We start from the raw sequence: 14,364 nt of genomic DNA, 5'->3' as shown, positions 1-14,364 counted from the left end.
GTTCACGTCACCTTCAAGCCTATGCGTGAAGATTTCGCGACCCTTTTCAACTTTAAATTGCTGACCTGCGATTTCTACGATTGCGTACATGTTAATAAATTAAGTAAGCTGTTTCAAAATGAGGTGCAAAGATAAACAGCTAAACACAGAATGACAATCTTTTAGCAATATTATTGAGCCCGGATAGGGGTGCCTGCGTATATTATTTGTTCGTTGAATAGGGAAACCGCTGTATTGGTTGTCTTTTGTTACATTTACCTGTGCAGCAGGCAGCAAAGCAGCTCCCTGAATGCGCCTGCAAAAAGGCTTTTATAAGATTGCCTGTCACCTGAACGTTTTGTTTCTGTGGTACTTGTAAATCTTTAACAAAAATTAACAGTGCTGATTGTTACTTTTTCACGGGAATTCCGTCTCAATAGAGAATGCATTTAAATTCGACATTATGAAAATTGGTTTATGGGTTTCCCTGGTGCTATGTGCGGGATTGTCGTTCTCATCTCACGGCGAAGATAGGCGGGAGCGGGAAGCGGCTGTCTTTGAGCAAGGCCAGGGCGGGTACCAGATCGGCGATGCGGTAGCAGGTTTTCAGCTCAAAAACACGAACGGAAACACGGTGTCCCTGAATGATTATGGTAATGCAAAAGGTCTGATCGTCGTATTTACAAGCAATCATTGCCCATTTGCAAAAGCTTACGAAGACCGCATTATTGCGCTGAACAGCAAGTTCTCAGGTCAGGGATTTCCTGTGGTAGCAATTAATCCGAGTGATCCGGGCACGCATCCTGATGATACTTTTGAAAAAATGAAAGAGCGGGCACTGAGCAAGAACTACGGTTATCCCTATTTGGCAGACCAGGGCCAGCAGGTATCCAAAGCTTTTGGCGCGGGGCGGACACCGCAGGTTTTTGTGGTGCAAAAAAGCGGTTCCAAGTTTATTGTACGCTATATTGGCATGATCGACGACAATCCGCAGGATCCGGGCGGGGTTACCAAGCTGTATGTTGAAGACGCCGTGAATAACCTGCTTGGCGGGAAACCGGTGGTAACTACCATCACCAAGCCCGTAGGTTGTCCGATCAAGTGGAAAAACTAGTATAACCGTATTGCATTTATCCCGATGAATAAACGTTTCCCTGTGCTCGCGACCATTCTTTTATTAGTTGTTCAAGTTGCATTTGCCCAGACGAAAAGCAAGAAATTTTCGAGCGAAGGGGAGTTTACCAGCAATTGCGAAGGTCCGGCGGTGGACGATGAGGGTAATGTATATGCCGTAAACTTCGCACGCGACGGTACAATCGCGATCATGAACGGGAAAGGCAATGCAAGCTTTTTTGTGACTTTGCCAAAAGGTAGTACCGGGAATGGAATTCGGTTTGGAGATAAGAACACATTCTACGTAGCAGACTTCACCGGGCACAACATCCTGAAAGTGGACCTGATCACGAAGAATATTTCCGTGTTTGCCAATGAACCCAAAATGAACCAGCCAAATGATCTTGCGATTACTGCGGCTGGACATATCTTTTGTTCGGATCCGAACTGGAAAGAAGGTACAGGTCAAATCTGGCATGTTTCTCCCGAGGGTAAAGTGAAGCTGGCGGCTGAAAATATGGGTACTACCAACGGAATTGATGTAAGTCCCGACGAGAAGAAGCTGTACGTCAATGAAAGTGTACAGCGTAACGTTTGGGTCTTTGACCTGGCGGCAGACGGTACTTTGAGCAACAAAAAGCTGCTGTACCATTTTGAAGATGGGGGAATGGACGGAATGCGCTGCGACGTGAACGGGAATCTTTACATTACGCGCCATGGAAAAGGCGAGGTCGCGGTCCTCTCGCCGGAAGGAAAGATCATTCACACAGTTACTACGATCGGCAAAAAGGTCTCTAACATCTGCTTTGGCGGAAAGAATGGAAAAACCTGCTACATTACCTTGCAGGACCGCGGCTGCCTCGAAACCTTCAAAGCGCCCACTGCGGGCCGGGAATGGGCGATGATGAAAGCATTTGCCAAAAACAACAAATAGCAACTCCTTAGTTTTTCATTAAAAATCCATGATCATGATGATCAGCTGACATTTTGTATTTTACTTTGCATCTCAAAGTACTTTTCATTTTATCATCAAAAATTATGATAATGGAAATTCTAGCAGGCTATTTACAGCGTAACCAGAAAATTGCATTAATCGCATTCGTGTCGGCTGCGGCGATGAGCTTGTTGTTATTCAGGATTTTACTGCACGACTGGGATTTTGTCTTCCTTGCATGGAACCTGTTTCTGGCCTGGGTACCATTGATTTTTATCAAATGGGTAGACGAAATGGAAGCGAAGCGCCGCGCGCCTTTTGGTCTGCTGATGTGCTACCTTCTCATTTGGCTGCTGTTCTTCCCTAATGCGCCTTACATTATCACGGACCTGAAACATCTGCGCGGAATCGGTGATAATATCATCTGGTACGATTCGCTGATGATCTTTACTTTCTCGGTAGCGGGATTTTTGGCAGGACTTTACAGTATCCGGATCGTACATCGGATTATCAGTGCACGCTGGAATGAGGCGCTGGCCTGGATGGTGATCCTTTTTTCAATGATACTGAGCGGATTTGGTGTATTTCTGGGTCGCTATGGTCGCTGGAACAGCTGGGATATTCTGACAAAACCGGTGTCTTTGCTAAGAGGTATTTTCCATAGTATGCAAAATCCGTTGGCCATAAAACACACCATCACGTTTTCGTTCGTGCTGATGTTATTGTACTTTGCATTCCACATTTTCGCAGAACTAAAACAAAATGAAGGGACCCATCGATATCCGTAAGGCACTGCGCAGTTTTACCTTCGCCGGTGTCGGGATCTTCAACTTATTCCGGTACGAGAACAATGCCAGAATCCATTTGATCGCCTGTCTCGCCGTAGTTGCTGCCGGAGTGGGATTTCAGATTTCAGCCACGGAATGGATGATCCTTGTAATTCAGATAGCCCTTGTTTGGTCTGCGGAGGCATTTAATACGGCACTAGAAAAACTGGCTGATCTTGTTTCTCCCGGTTATCACCCGGTGATCAAAGTAGTGAAAGATACTGCGGCTGCCGGTGTGCTGATCCTCGCTATTTCTGCTGTGATCGTGGGCGCAATTATATTTTTCCCAAAACTCCTTGTATTGCTCTGACTTGTCCAACCCGCATTAATTAATGTATAAATATTTATGAACTCCAACCAGGATTCCCTGCACACGCTGACCGAGATCCGCGATTTAATGGAGCGTTCGTCAAAGTTCCTTTCTCTGAGCGGGCTAAGCGGCGTATTCGCGGGCTTGTTTGCATTGATTGGCGCTGCTGCGGCTTATTTGAGATATAAAACAGATTGGTTTGAAGAAATCCTGAGTCCCTTCGGCGCTTACCACGGGCCTTCCGGAAAGCCGCTGATCGGTTTTTTGTTTGTCGATGGACTTCTGGTTTTGATCCTTTCGCTCGCAGTAGGTATCCTGCTGACTGTGCGTAAGGGAAGAAAAAAGGGTTTGACAGTCTGGAACAGCAGCTCCCGCCGCTTGCTGGTAAGCATGCTGATCCCGCTCGGTACCGGCGGCGTATTTTGCCTGGCGATGCTGCATTACAGCTTTATCTGGCTGGTTTTTCCGGCTACATTGCTTTTTTACGGACTGGCTTTGGTAAATGCGAGCAGGTTTACTTACCCGGAGCTTTTCTACCTGGGAATGCTTGAAATTGCAATCGGCTGCATTGCGCTGTTCATGACGGGTTATTCACTGCTTTTCTGGGCTTTCGGGTTTGGGGTACTTCATATTATTTACGGACTGACGATGCACAATCGGTACGACCGTGACAAAAGCAAAGGCGGCAATGCAGCTGTAAAAGGCCTGATTGTGGTGTTAATGCTGCTATTTTCTGCCAAAAGCAATGCGCAGGTGGCGCCGGATAGTACCATCAGGCAAGCAATTAAATGGTATGACAAGGAGGCGATCTATTTGCGGGGCGCCAATAGCTACGTCAAGGATAATGTTGTTTATTCGGGGCAGCGTACATTAAAAAGGGAGTTTTTAGTGTCGACACGCGGACTTGATCTTTATATGAGATCGCGGCGTACACGAACTATCGGTCTGGTTATTTCGGTTGCAGGTTCAGCGGGCTCCATTATTTCCCTGATTTCAGGTAACCGGGACAACCTTCGGACATTTTTTTGGGTTTCGGTTGGAACAGGTCTAGTTTCCGCCGGTTTCACAGGCAGGGCCAATAACCTGCGTGATGAGGCAGTTTGGGTAAGAAATCGCGATGCGATGCGCTTTATGCAACCCATTGTAGAGTAATTTGATGGGAGGCGAACAAAATGGAATGGTTAGAGAAATTCAATAAGGTATTTGAAAGTAAGATCAGGCTGGGGTTAATGTCAGTGCTGGTGGTGAATGATGCTGTTAGCTTTAACGAGCTGAAAGAGCTTCTGCAACTGACAGACGGAAATTTGGCGTCGCATTTGAAAGCTTTGGAGGAAATCAAATATGTTGAAGTTCAAAAACAGTTCGCCGGCAGGAAACCTCTAACAACCTACAAAGCCACTGAACTGGGTCACAAAGAGTTCACCGGGCATTTGCAGGTACTGGAAAATATGATTAAGTCGAATTTGTAGAGGGAGGATGGAGGAAAGGGAGGAAGGAGGAAGGGACAAACAAAAAACCGGAAGCTGGCTCAGCCAACTTCCGGTTTTTTGTTTGTTATTAACTTATCAGAATTTCACAGGTACTGAAAACCCTTCTTTGTCCCACTGGAAATCGACAGATTTGTCTGTTACAGTAAAGGTCAGCTTTTCGGCCGATGTTGGGTATTTTTTGGCAGGTACTGAGACTTTCAAGACGTCTTTTTCTTTGTTTTTCTCATATTCATAAGCACCTGACTGGCCAAGTACGCTGTTCAAAATCACTGTCCATTGCTTCTCGCCAGGGATTGTGAACAAGCTGTAAGTGCCGGCTTTTACATCTTTTCCGGCGAATTTACCGTCTTTTTTGAAGGTAATTTCAGTAGATGCATTGGCACCGGTTCTCCACACTTTATCATATTTTTCAAGGCTTTCGCTACCTTCTTTTCCAAATAGCACACGTCCTTTTTTAGATGGTTGTCCATACGCAACGCTGATATTTTTGCCTTCGGCTGTTACGCGCGGGCTTTGTGCGGAAGCCCATGTGAATGCAACCAGGGAGAAGAAAAGCGCTAAAATTGATTTTTTCATAAAAACGAAAATTAGTTAAACAAAATAGGTGATTGGGAAACTTAAATTTCACGAAGTAATGCATTCAAAAGTTGTTAATCAAGTGGCTTCGCACCAATCGCAGCGATACGCGGCCACATTAACGTTGATTAACATATCGGCAAACCAAAAACAATGGTTTTAGCGATTTCACACTATATTTGAACAATGACATTTGATACAAATCCATCTGTAAGAACACGCTTTTTCGATACTAAAATCGAATTCCTGAGAGGAGTAGGGCCACAAAAGGCAGCTTTGCTCAATCAGGAACTGAGCATTTTTACATTTGGCGACCTGATCCAGCATTATCCCTTCCGCCACGAAGACCGCACTGTTTTTCACCAGATATCAAGTCTGAACGAGCAAATGCCCGCTGCGCAAATCAAAGGCAGACTGCGGGAAATGACGACGGTAGGTGAGGGTGGCAAAAAGCGGTTGGTAGCTTACTTTTCAGATGGTACCGGCGTGATGGAGCTGGTGTGGTTCCAGAGCATTAACTGGTATGAAAAAAGCCTGCGTCCCAATGCCGAATACATTGTCTATGGAAAGCCTGTACTTTTTGGCGGAAGGTGGAACATTACGCATCCTGACATTGAGATGCTCACCCAGGAGAATGAACGGGGCGGGTTTTGGCAGCCGATCTATCCGCTGACTGAAAAGCTGAGGAGGAAGTTTGTCGATAGCAGAGCGATCAGCAAAATGATGCGCAGCCTGCTCGAAATATCCCGGTCGCACATCAGGGAAACACTGCCGGAAACACTTACTCAGAAATACAGGCTTATCTCAAAGGCGGACGCGCTCTGGCATTTTCATTTGCCCGATAGCCAGAAGTCACTGCATCAGGCGCAGCGCAGGTTAAAGTTCGAAGAGTTGTTTTATAATCAGTTCCGGCTGATCAAGAACAAGCTTTTACATAAAACAGAATATCCCGGACTGGTCTTTTCAAAGACGCATTTAGTCAAAGAATTTTACGAGCATTTTCTTCCTTTCCAGCTTACCAATGCACAAATCAGGGTTTTGCATGAAATCCGGGAAGACCTGAATACCGGAAAGCAAATGAACCGGCTTTTACAGGGCGATGTAGGTTCGGGCAAAACGATTGTGGCATTTATCAGTATGCTTTTCGCATTGGATAACGAGGCGCAAGCCTGCCTGATGGCGCCGACGGAGATTTTGGCAGACCAGCATTACCAGGGTTTGAAAAAGTTTGCCGATCTGCTGGGGGTGAACATCGGCAAGCTGACGGGTTCTACAAAGAAAAAGGAACGCGAAATCATACACAAACAACTGCTCGACGGTACGATGCAGATCATCGTCGGTACACACGCCTTGATTGAAGATATTGTACAGTTCAGGAACCTGGGACTTTGCATTATCGATGAGCAGCATCGGTTTGGGGTTGCGCAGCGGGCCAAATTGTGGGCCAAAAACAGCCGAATTAACCCGCATATGTTGGTTATGACCGCCACTCCCATTCCGCGTACGCTGGCTATGACGCTTTACGGTGATCTTGATATTTCAGCGATAAATGAACTTCCTGCCGGTCGGAAGCCCATTAAAACCGTACATCGCTACGACGCCCACAGGCTTTCTGTTTTCGGGTTTTTGAAAGATGAAATTGCAAAAGGCAGGCAGGTCTATATGGTTTATCCGCTGATCGAAGAGTCTGAGAAAATGGACCTGAAAGATTTAATGGATGGTTACGAAAGTGTTTCGCGTGCTTTCCCGGATGTGCCGCTAAGTATTCTGCACGGAAAAATGAAGGCGGCGGACAAGGACTTCGAGATGGGACGTTTTGTCCGGAACGAGACGAAAATCATGGTCGCAACTACGGTGATAGAAGTCGGGGTGAATGTGCCGAATGCGTCGGTTATGGTGATTGAAAATGCGGAGCGTTTCGGCTTGTCCCAATTGCACCAGCTTCGTGGCAGGGTAGGACGCGGTGCCGAACAATCCTATTGCATTCTGATCACGGATTATAAAATTTCAAAAGATACCAAGCTGCGGATTGAAACAATGTGCCGCACCAATGACGGTTTCGAAATTGCGGAAGTGGATTTGCAACTTCGGGGACCCGGAGATATCTCGGGAACGCAGCAGAGCGGGCTTGTAGATTTGCTGGTGGCGAACCTCGCCCAGGATGGTGAGATATTGAAAGCCGCGCGGCAGTCTGCGGAGGAGATCCTGGAAAAAGATCCGGACCTGGTGGAAGCTGTCAATCAGCCGATCCGGCTGCATTTGGCAAATCTTCGGAAAGAGGAAACCAACTGGAGCCGGATCAGCTAACGATCAAAGTACTATTTCCCTTATTTCTTCTATAAAGTCAAATGTTTGCGGACGCGTCACGTGCAGGGCAGCTCCGAGCGAAGTTGCGTAAGGCAGGTCTGTCGCGTATACTTTATGGTTAGTATAGTGCCGCGCTATGAGTTTGGTGAAAATTTCATTTCTCGCAAAACCTCCGTCGATATATATCGCCTGCACATCATTTACTCCAACCAGATCCAACGAAACAAACAACAGTTCAGTTAATCCTTTAATCAGGTGGTGATAGGCGATTTCGGCAGAAGCAAATGCACTTACCTGCCACTCCTGCGTATTCGGTTCAGGGAACGGACCATTTCCTGTCATGCAGGCGGTATAGAATTTCGGAGTATCAAGTGTGAGATATGCTTCGTTAAATGTGACTTTTTTGTAAAAATCACCATCAACCCTGAAATAATCGGCAATGCGCGCTACCTGAAAATCGTGCTCACGGCCCAGGAACAACCGCGATGCGGTAACCCCGCTGCCTTCCGGCGTCAGGTAATTCATGCAATCGCGTTCCAACTGATAGGAGGTAAGCGGCTTGGATGCAAAAGAGTTGAAATTAATGCACCAGGTACCTGTTGATAGCAGCACAAATGGTTTTTTGACGGCCATTCTGTAAGGGATCAATGCGGAGGAACTGTCGTGCAGACCAAATCCGGATTGTACACCTTTGTCACCGTGACGGTAAATGAAAGACGATGAAGCGAGTACCGGAGCAAGCTTTTTGTGAATGCCTTCTTCCTTCACCCACTCGTGATAATCCCACATTTCAAAGCTCCAAAGCGCAGTATGGCAGCCCAGCGACGTATAATCGCTCACTTTGCGACCAGTAAGCAGGTACAGGATATATTGAGGCAGGTGCAGCGTAGTAGCTATCTGCTTGTAAATCTCAGGTTTGGTATGTTTAAGCCAATACATCTGCATTCCTGAATTCAGCATGCCCATTGCAGGTGAACCCGTTTGCAGGGAAATCCTCGTCGGATCACCGTAGGTGCTGTAAAACTGCCTTAGCAGGTCCTCAGGAAATGGTTTTAGGTAAGAGTATAGTGGGGTAAGTGGCTTGTTGGCAGCGTCAAGGTGAACGAGGCTCGCCCCGTATGCAGCTACATTAACAGCCTTGATATCGTATTCGGGATTTGCCAGCAGCTCATTCCATCGGTCTTGCACCCATTTTGTCAGCAGCTCGATGTCTTCGGTAGGAAACCCGTCCTCGTCGGTCGTCTCCGGCAACGATTCGGAGAATTCTTTAACGATCTCGTACTTTTCATTGAAGAGCACGTACTTTTTATTAGTCCTTCCAATGTCAAAAACCGCTGTTACTTTCATTAGCTAATGTTGTATCACTTGTTACCCGGAAATGTATTTTTTCGGTTAATATAGTGACTTTACGTTAAAACCTATACCCTTATTCTTTGTTTGTAAAATCTTGTTAATTGGCCCAATTTCACGTAATCAGGATGTTTTTTCAAGAATTGGTCTAAAAACCCGGGTCCACCTGCGGTAGCCTTCTTCATTCATGTGCAGACTGTCGCTCAGGAAAATGCTTCCGTCGGGACGGCCATCTTTCAGCATTACCGGCCACACATCAATGTATTTGTGGTTCTTGTCAGATTTGATAAAATCCTGAATCAGCTTGTTTGCTTTGATAACATCCTCTCTTCTGTCCCAGCGCGAGGGAGAAGGTTTCAGCGATACGCCATAAATAAGTACGTCAGGCTGTTTGTCGCGGATGGTCTTTGTGAGTGTTACATAAGCGTCACGCACCTGCTCGGGTGTTTTCTTCTTTTTGCCGAACATATCATTCTCACAATATATCACTACAGTTTTCGGCTTGTATTTGGTAATGGTACGATCCGCATAATGGATTACTTCCGGCAATGTAGAGCCGCCAAATCCGCGGTTGATGATCGGGAGCGGTGCCAGGTCCTGTGCGGCAGATTGCCATTTTGTAAATGAAGAGCTGCCTGTAAACACGATTCCGCCGGGGGCAGGCATTTTTTCGGCGTCCTTTTTTTCAAAGTTTAAAATAGCACTTTCGGATCTATCCACCTTGTAATCAGGCTCCCAGGGCGCACCGAGGTTATTGTAATTAGGTTTTTGACAGGCTGAAAATGCCAGGAGCAGGAGGAACAGTGATTGTTTTTTCATTATAACAAAAGTGGATATGCCCAAAAAAGGCACATCCACTGCATTTTTAATGTATATCGGCGATATTTTAAGTGATCACCCGATCAATCCCGCAGAAAATAACGCAGGCCCAGGCCCACACTCGGGAATGTGATTCCCGGCGAAAACCCGTAGCTGATCGCCTGGGAGCTGGCCTCGAGCGGGTCGCCGGTAATAGCGGTTGTATTCACGAAGGTGTAGGAAGCGCCAAAAGTTTGCGAAAACGCGAGTGACGCGGTCAGCCACCAGCGTTCATTCAATTTGTAGTATGCCCCTGCACTCAGTCCAAGTGATGCGACGACGGCCTGCGTCTTATCTTCGAAACTTTCTGTTCCGTTAAACCTTGTTTCTTTTTTGTATTGGTAATCTGCATTCACGAACGGACCTCCGAAAATTCCGAAATTGGCATTGAAATGCTTGTAAAACTCCCAAAAATGTCCGGCACCCACCGAGAAACCGCGAATGCCGTCAATCTTGATCGTTTCATTACTCACGGGTACATAGGAAGTGCCTCCGTTCAGGGCTGTGCTCAGGTTCCAGCCGGAAGCACGGGTTTCGGTTTTGAACTTCCCAATGCCCAGGTTCAGATTGTAATTGTAGCTGTTATTTGATTTGCCCTGATCCGGATTTGTGGTATTGAACCCGATACGCGCATCGCCTGAGAGGAACTTTTTACCTTTAAACTGACCGTAAGCCCATTCAGGACAGGTTGCCAACAAAAGGAAAGAGAAAAATAATATCGTTTTCATAGCTGATTATTTTGATTGTAAATACCAGGCAGCACGCAAGCCGAAGTATTGTGAAATGGAAGAAGTAACACCCGCATTCACCCCGAACCCTTTCTCACTCTCACTTTGCGAGTACCCGGCCCGTAGTGAAAGCACATTCAGGTCAGACTCCAGTACAAAGCGGGGTGTTACCCAGAAGGTGATGCCCGGATTGATGTAAACATAGCCACCGTAACCGTTATCGGCTTCGGATCTCTCTTCATCAGAAAATGAATTTCTGGTGTACATCAGGTCAATACCTGAATGCAGGAAAATGGCCCATTTCGGACTTAGCGATTTGTAATGCCTGATGAATGGCGACAGCGAGAACGAGAGGTAGTTGGTTTTGGAATCGTAATTGTAATTCTGCCCGCTGGTGTTATTCTTTGACGTTGACAACAGTGGAGTCAATCTCAAACCGAACATTTTGTTGTCTGCAAAGAACCAGCCGGTCTGGACCTGAGGCGCTATAGTGAACTGACTACGGCTATACTCGGATTTATTGAAATTTTTATTCAATGCGTTATCTCCGCTAAAACTGACAGTCGTGCCCCAATGCCTGGTGCCTTTTTGCAATTGTGCATGTGCATTGCCCGCCAGGTACAATGTTCCCAGCAAGCCTAAAAGAAGAATTTTTCTCATGACGTTGTGTAGTTTGGTAAAGTGCAAAAAAATATAACGATAGCAATATACTTGCATTTAAGTCACCACCACAGTATTTATGTTATTTTAACAAAAACCCAAAAAAAGAGGTCGCCCCAGCAGGACAACCTCTTAAAAATTACCGATACCAAATTTAACCTAACAAGAATTTTAGCAGCTGTCGGCGGTCGGCTTTCGGCAAACGGCTGTCGGCTTTTCTGATCTAACGAAAGCCGAAGTATGATAGCCGACGGCCGAAGTCCCCTTAAAATACCCCCTCCCAGTTCCCCTGCCTGTAATATTGTAACAGCCTTTGCTGCATTAAAAAATCATATTTTGCCTGGATCGCATTGGCCTGGGCTTTTCCCAGGTTTGCTTTTGCAAGTGTATATTCAAAACTGTTGGCAATGCCCGCATTCAGCTTGCTTTCTACTACCGCAAAGCTGGCTGTGAGCGATTCTACCTGGTCGCGGGCCGCTGCGTATTTGTCTGCCAGCGCATCCAGATTGAGTACAGCCTGCTCGATCGCTTGTCTGAGCTGCTGATTGGTTACATCCAGCGTATTCTGCGCAAGCCGCTCCTGAACTTTGGCGAACTCTACACGTGGCCGCGTTACCCAGCGTCCCATAATCGGAATGTTCAAACTGAGCATCAACGACCCGTTTCGGGTAGAGTTCAGCTGGTTCAGGTAATCCAGTTTACGGTTACTGGTTGCGTAAAACGCTCTCATATTTGCGCTCAAACTAAGCGATGGATAATTAGCCGCCTTAATAGACTTGACTTGATATTTGAAGCTTTCCCTGTACAGCTCTGCACTTTTTATTTCAGGAAAAATCCGCTGGGCACTCTCATAAAGCGCAAGCGCATCCTCTTTCCGCTGCAAAGTGTCCTTGGGAGCGAGTATTTCAAACTGGATTTTATCGTCGGGCGTGATGTTCATCCGCTGAAAAAGCGAAAGCCGGGCAGTGCGGTAATTGTTCAGTGCGGTGATCTGCGCGAATTTATCATTGGAAAGTTGCGCCTTGATCTCGTAAAGCAGGTTGGCGCCCACCGTACCTGCATTTACCTGCTTCGAAACACGGTCCACCTGCTGTTCAGAAGATAGTACCTGCTGGGTTGCCGCGTCGAGCAATGCATTGGTGGCGAGTACATTTACGTATCCCTGCATTAGTAGGATCGTTTGTGCGTTCAGCACCGCAGTCCGGTTTTCCATTGCCGATTCTTTCAGCAACACACCCTGGCGGATTTGGTTCTGTAATTTGAAACCCTGAAAAACGGGTATTGAAAAGCCGGTTCCGATCGCATTCAAACCATAAACCTCATCTATATACGCATTGGTATACTGGTCGATGCTCCGGCCCATGTTAAAGCTTTGATCGGCGCCAATGTAAATCTGTGGGAAGATCTGCGACCTCGTTTGCCGCAGCTGTGCCTGCGCTGATTCGGATTGCAGGTTCCCCTGCTGGTAAATCAGGTTGTTCTTGATCAGCAGATCGACGCAATCTGCCAGGCTAAGGGTATCCTGGGCCTGGCTGAACAAAGGCAGCAGGCAAACAAGTAAAAAAATACGTTTCATGGCTAATAGGTATTGTTAGGCTAACCAGCCGTCTTTCAGGCGGACGACGCGATTGCCGTATCCGGCGTTTGTTTCTGAATGAGTTACTTGTACAATGGTTACTTTATCTTCCTGATTGAGTTTCTGAAATAACTCCATAATTTCTATAGACTGTTCTGAATGCAGGTTACCTGTCGGTTCGTCGGCGAAAATCACTTTTGGATTATGAACAATTGCTCTCGCCACGCCCACCAGCTGTTGCTGGCCTCCCGATAGCTGATGTGGAAAAAGATCTTTTTTAGCCACCATGTTGAACCTGTCCAGCAATTCGGCAACCCGGCTTTTCCGCTCGGAAGAGGAAGTTCCTTTGTACAGAAGCGGCGTTTCAATGTTTTCATAAACCGTAAGCTCGTCGATCAAATGGTAAGCCTGGAACACGAAACCAATGTGGTGGCGGTGCAACTCCGTGCGCTTCTTTTCCGATAATTTCTGAACAGGCTCGTCAAGGAAGAGGTATTCTCCTTCCGAAGGCTCTTCAAGCAAGCCGAGGATATGCAGTAAAGTTGATTTTCCAGAACCTGACGGGCCCATAATGGAAACAAACTCACCTTCTTTTATGTGTAAATCAATGTGACGCAAAACGTAAGTCTTGCCAAATCCTGCCGGGTAGTACTTTGATATCTTTTCTAACTTAATCATAAAAATGTTGGGTTTGAGATTCAGGTTGTAATTACGGACAAGCGTTTTTAAAAACAAATCCGTAACCGTCGTCTCTTATACCAGTGCTATTTTAAAAAGCCTTGCCAAAGTGCTAATGTGCTCACATATAGTGATATGTAATTGATTTAATGCATTTGATCGTTCAAAAACGTACAAATGTGTACGGTATCGGACGAACAAAACTACGGTTGCGGAATAGGCAGGTTACACACGCTCCCGGAGATGCCAGGAGGTTGTTTTCAGAACAAAATATCAGGAATGGATTTCCATTTTGTAGCCGACGCCGTGAATGGCAGTGATTTTGACAGCCGGATCGGAAGCCAGCAATTTGCGCAGCCGGGATACAAAAACATCGACGCTCCGGCTCACGATTATCCCTTCATCTTCCCAGACCGATTTGAGAATAAAGTCCCTTTCCAGCACCTGATTGCTGTTTTTTACAAATAGACCAAGCAGCTTGGCTTCCCGGTACGTAAGCTGGTTTTTTACATTGCCGCACAGGAGTACGAGGTTCTGACTATTCAGTGACGAATTTCCGAAATGGAGTTCGGAGGGAGGCAATGGAGTTGTTTCTGTTTTGGTAAAATGCGTCTTCTGTTGGTTCCTCTTCCAGAAAAACAAGCCAATCCCGGCAAGGCCGCATACAAAAGGCAGGATCCAAAAAGGGCGATCAGAATGGGTTGTCGCAAGCTGTGGCTGGGCCTCAAAACTGATCTGCACAATAAAGCATCCATTTTCGTCAGCCCTGTCTTCGCAGGCTACTCCGCCTTTCTGATTCAAATCCTGGAAATTATAACCGAGTTGCAACTCGCCGGTTTCGCAGTTAAAAACCATCACATTATACCCGCGGTCAATGTTCTGGATTTGTAAAGATTGCTGCATCAGTGCGGGTAACTTTTCATAATTCCCCAGATTTTCAATGCGCACGGAGAAGGTATTTGCATCAACTTGTCTGAC

The 14,364-nt window shown here is 46.4% G+C and carries 16 protein-coding genes; 7 read left to right on the top strand and 9 right to left on the bottom strand.

Features of this window, described 5'->3' with window-relative positions; genetic code table 11:
- Positions 1–90 (bottom strand): bL21 family ribosomal protein (locus ACTIE6_RS02695; RefSeq protein WP_439555161.1); only part of this gene is annotated, 90 nt, incomplete at its 3' end.
- Between the two features lie 352 nt (positions 91–442).
- Between ACTIE6_RS02695 and ACTIE6_RS02690 the strand changes: the two genes are divergently transcribed.
- The 6 genes from ACTIE6_RS02690 to ACTIE6_RS02665 all read left to right on the top strand — a co-directional run bounded on the left by ACTIE6_RS02690 (position 443) and on the right by ACTIE6_RS02665 (position 4,632).
- Positions 443–1,093, top strand: coding sequence for a thioredoxin family protein (locus ACTIE6_RS02690; protein WP_439555160.1), 651 nt, complete (start codon positions 443–445; stop codon positions 1,091–1,093).
- A gap of 24 nt (positions 1,094–1,117) precedes the next feature.
- Positions 1,118–2,026 (top strand): SMP-30/gluconolactonase/LRE family protein, encoded by a 909-nt coding sequence (locus ACTIE6_RS02685; RefSeq protein ID WP_439555159.1) that lies wholly within the window; start codon positions 1,118–1,120, stop codon positions 2,024–2,026.
- A 110-nt stretch (positions 2,027–2,136) separates the two neighbouring features.
- Entirely contained in the window at positions 2,137–2,814 is a 678-nt protein-coding gene (locus ACTIE6_RS02680; protein ID WP_439555158.1) for a DUF1361 domain-containing protein, read from the top strand.
- Complete coding sequence (locus ACTIE6_RS02675) at positions 2,789–3,163, top strand: diacylglycerol kinase family protein (protein WP_439555157.1); 375 nt, start codon at positions 2,789–2,791, stop codon at positions 3,161–3,163. The genes ACTIE6_RS02680 and ACTIE6_RS02675 overlap by 26 nt, the downstream gene beginning before the upstream one ends.
- Before the next feature lie 36 nt (positions 3,164–3,199).
- Positions 3,200–4,315, top strand: coding sequence for a hypothetical protein (locus ACTIE6_RS02670; RefSeq protein WP_439555156.1), 1,116 nt, complete (start codon positions 3,200–3,202; stop codon positions 4,313–4,315).
- A gap of 20 nt (positions 4,316–4,335) precedes the next feature.
- On the top strand, positions 4,336–4,632 hold the full coding sequence (locus ACTIE6_RS02665) for a winged helix-turn-helix domain-containing protein (RefSeq protein WP_439555155.1): 297 nt from the start codon (positions 4,336–4,338) through the stop codon (positions 4,630–4,632).
- A 96-nt stretch (positions 4,633–4,728) separates the two neighbouring features.
- Here ACTIE6_RS02665 and ACTIE6_RS02660 read toward each other — a convergent pair whose 3' ends face one another.
- Entirely contained in the window at positions 4,729–5,229 is a 501-nt protein-coding gene (locus ACTIE6_RS02660; RefSeq protein ID WP_439555154.1) for a DUF2911 domain-containing protein, read from the bottom strand.
- Positions 5,230–5,415: 186 nt separating this feature from the next.
- Between ACTIE6_RS02660 and recG the strand changes: the two genes are divergently transcribed.
- Entirely contained in the window at positions 5,416–7,536 is a 2,121-nt protein-coding gene (recG, locus tag ACTIE6_RS02655) for an ATP-dependent DNA helicase RecG (protein ID WP_439555153.1), read from the top strand.
- A gap of 3 nt (positions 7,537–7,539) precedes the next feature.
- Here recG and ACTIE6_RS02650 read toward each other — a convergent pair whose 3' ends face one another.
- The 7 genes from ACTIE6_RS02650 to ACTIE6_RS02620 form a co-directional block, all read right to left on the bottom strand.
- A complete protein-coding gene (locus tag ACTIE6_RS02650; RefSeq protein WP_439555152.1) occupies positions 7,540–8,883 on the bottom strand; it encodes an FGGY-family carbohydrate kinase in 1,344 nt (447 codons plus the stop codon).
- A gap of 126 nt (positions 8,884–9,009) precedes the next feature.
- On the bottom strand, positions 9,010–9,705 hold the full coding sequence (locus ACTIE6_RS02645) for a GDSL-type esterase/lipase family protein (RefSeq protein ID WP_439555151.1): 696 nt from the start codon (positions 9,703–9,705) through the stop codon (positions 9,010–9,012).
- 83 nt (positions 9,706–9,788) lie between these two features.
- The gene (locus ACTIE6_RS02640; RefSeq protein ID WP_439555150.1) at positions 9,789–10,472 is read right to left on the bottom strand and encodes a hypothetical protein; all 684 of its coding nucleotides are present in this window, start codon (positions 10,470–10,472) and stop codon (positions 9,789–9,791) included.
- 6 nt (positions 10,473–10,478) lie between these two features.
- Entirely contained in the window at positions 10,479–11,132 is a 654-nt protein-coding gene (locus ACTIE6_RS02635; RefSeq protein ID WP_439555149.1) for a hypothetical protein, read from the bottom strand.
- Between the two features lie 265 nt (positions 11,133–11,397).
- The gene (locus ACTIE6_RS02630) at positions 11,398–12,708 is read right to left on the bottom strand and encodes a TolC family protein (protein WP_439555148.1); all 1,311 of its coding nucleotides are present in this window, start codon (positions 12,706–12,708) and stop codon (positions 11,398–11,400) included.
- 15 nt (positions 12,709–12,723) lie between these two features.
- Complete coding sequence (locus ACTIE6_RS02625; protein ID WP_056281229.1) at positions 12,724–13,386, bottom strand: ABC transporter ATP-binding protein; 663 nt, start codon at positions 13,384–13,386, stop codon at positions 12,724–12,726.
- 273 nt (positions 13,387–13,659) lie between these two features.
- Positions 13,660–14,364, bottom strand: a 705-nt coding sequence (locus tag ACTIE6_RS02620) for a winged helix-turn-helix domain-containing protein (RefSeq protein WP_439555147.1), incomplete at its 5' end; no start/stop codon positions are given.

The organism is Dyadobacter sp. (assembly GCF_051859145.1).
In the GTDB taxonomy this organism is placed as follows: domain Bacteria; phylum Bacteroidota; class Bacteroidia; order Cytophagales; family Spirosomataceae; genus Dyadobacter.
This window is presented reverse-complemented; position numbering and strand designations above follow the sequence as displayed.

Excerpts from the sequence above, each read along its gene's own strand:
- ACTIE6_RS02625 (WP_056281229.1), bottom strand. The coding sequence starts at position 13,386 with ATGATTAAGTTAGAAAAGATATCAAAGTACTACCCGGCAGGATTTGGC.
- ACTIE6_RS02685 (WP_439555159.1), top strand. The coding sequence starts at position 1,118 with ATGAATAAACGTTTCCCTGTGCTCGCGACCATTCTTTTATTAGTTGTT.
- ACTIE6_RS02640 (WP_439555150.1), bottom strand. The coding sequence starts at position 10,472 with ATGAAAACGATATTATTTTTCTCTTTCCTTTTGTTGGCAACCTGTCCT.
- ACTIE6_RS02670 (WP_439555156.1), top strand. The coding sequence starts at position 3,200 with ATGAACTCCAACCAGGATTCCCTGCACACGCTGACCGAGATCCGCGAT.
- ACTIE6_RS02660 (WP_439555154.1), bottom strand. The coding sequence starts at position 5,229 with ATGAAAAAATCAATTTTAGCGCTTTTCTTCTCCCTGGTTGCATTCACA.
- ACTIE6_RS02635 (WP_439555149.1), bottom strand. The coding sequence starts at position 11,132 with ATGAGAAAAATTCTTCTTTTAGGCTTGCTGGGAACATTGTACCTGGCG.
- ACTIE6_RS02665 (WP_439555155.1), top strand. The coding sequence starts at position 4,336 with ATGGAATGGTTAGAGAAATTCAATAAGGTATTTGAAAGTAAGATCAGG.
- ACTIE6_RS02645 (WP_439555151.1), bottom strand. The coding sequence starts at position 9,705 with ATGAAAAAACAATCACTGTTCCTCCTGCTCCTGGCATTTTCAGCCTGT.
- ACTIE6_RS02690 (WP_439555160.1), top strand. The coding sequence starts at position 443 with ATGAAAATTGGTTTATGGGTTTCCCTGGTGCTATGTGCGGGATTGTCG.
- ACTIE6_RS02675 (WP_439555157.1), top strand. The coding sequence starts at position 2,789 with ATGAAGGGACCCATCGATATCCGTAAGGCACTGCGCAGTTTTACCTTC.
- ACTIE6_RS02630 (WP_439555148.1), bottom strand. The coding sequence starts at position 12,708 with ATGAAACGTATTTTTTTACTTGTTTGCCTGCTGCCTTTGTTCAGCCAG.
- ACTIE6_RS02650 (WP_439555152.1), bottom strand. The coding sequence starts at position 8,883 with ATGAAAGTAACAGCGGTTTTTGACATTGGAAGGACTAATAAAAAGTAC.
- recG (WP_439555153.1), top strand. The coding sequence starts at position 5,416 with ATGACATTTGATACAAATCCATCTGTAAGAACACGCTTTTTCGATACT.
- ACTIE6_RS02680 (WP_439555158.1), top strand. The coding sequence starts at position 2,137 with ATGGAAATTCTAGCAGGCTATTTACAGCGTAACCAGAAAATTGCATTA.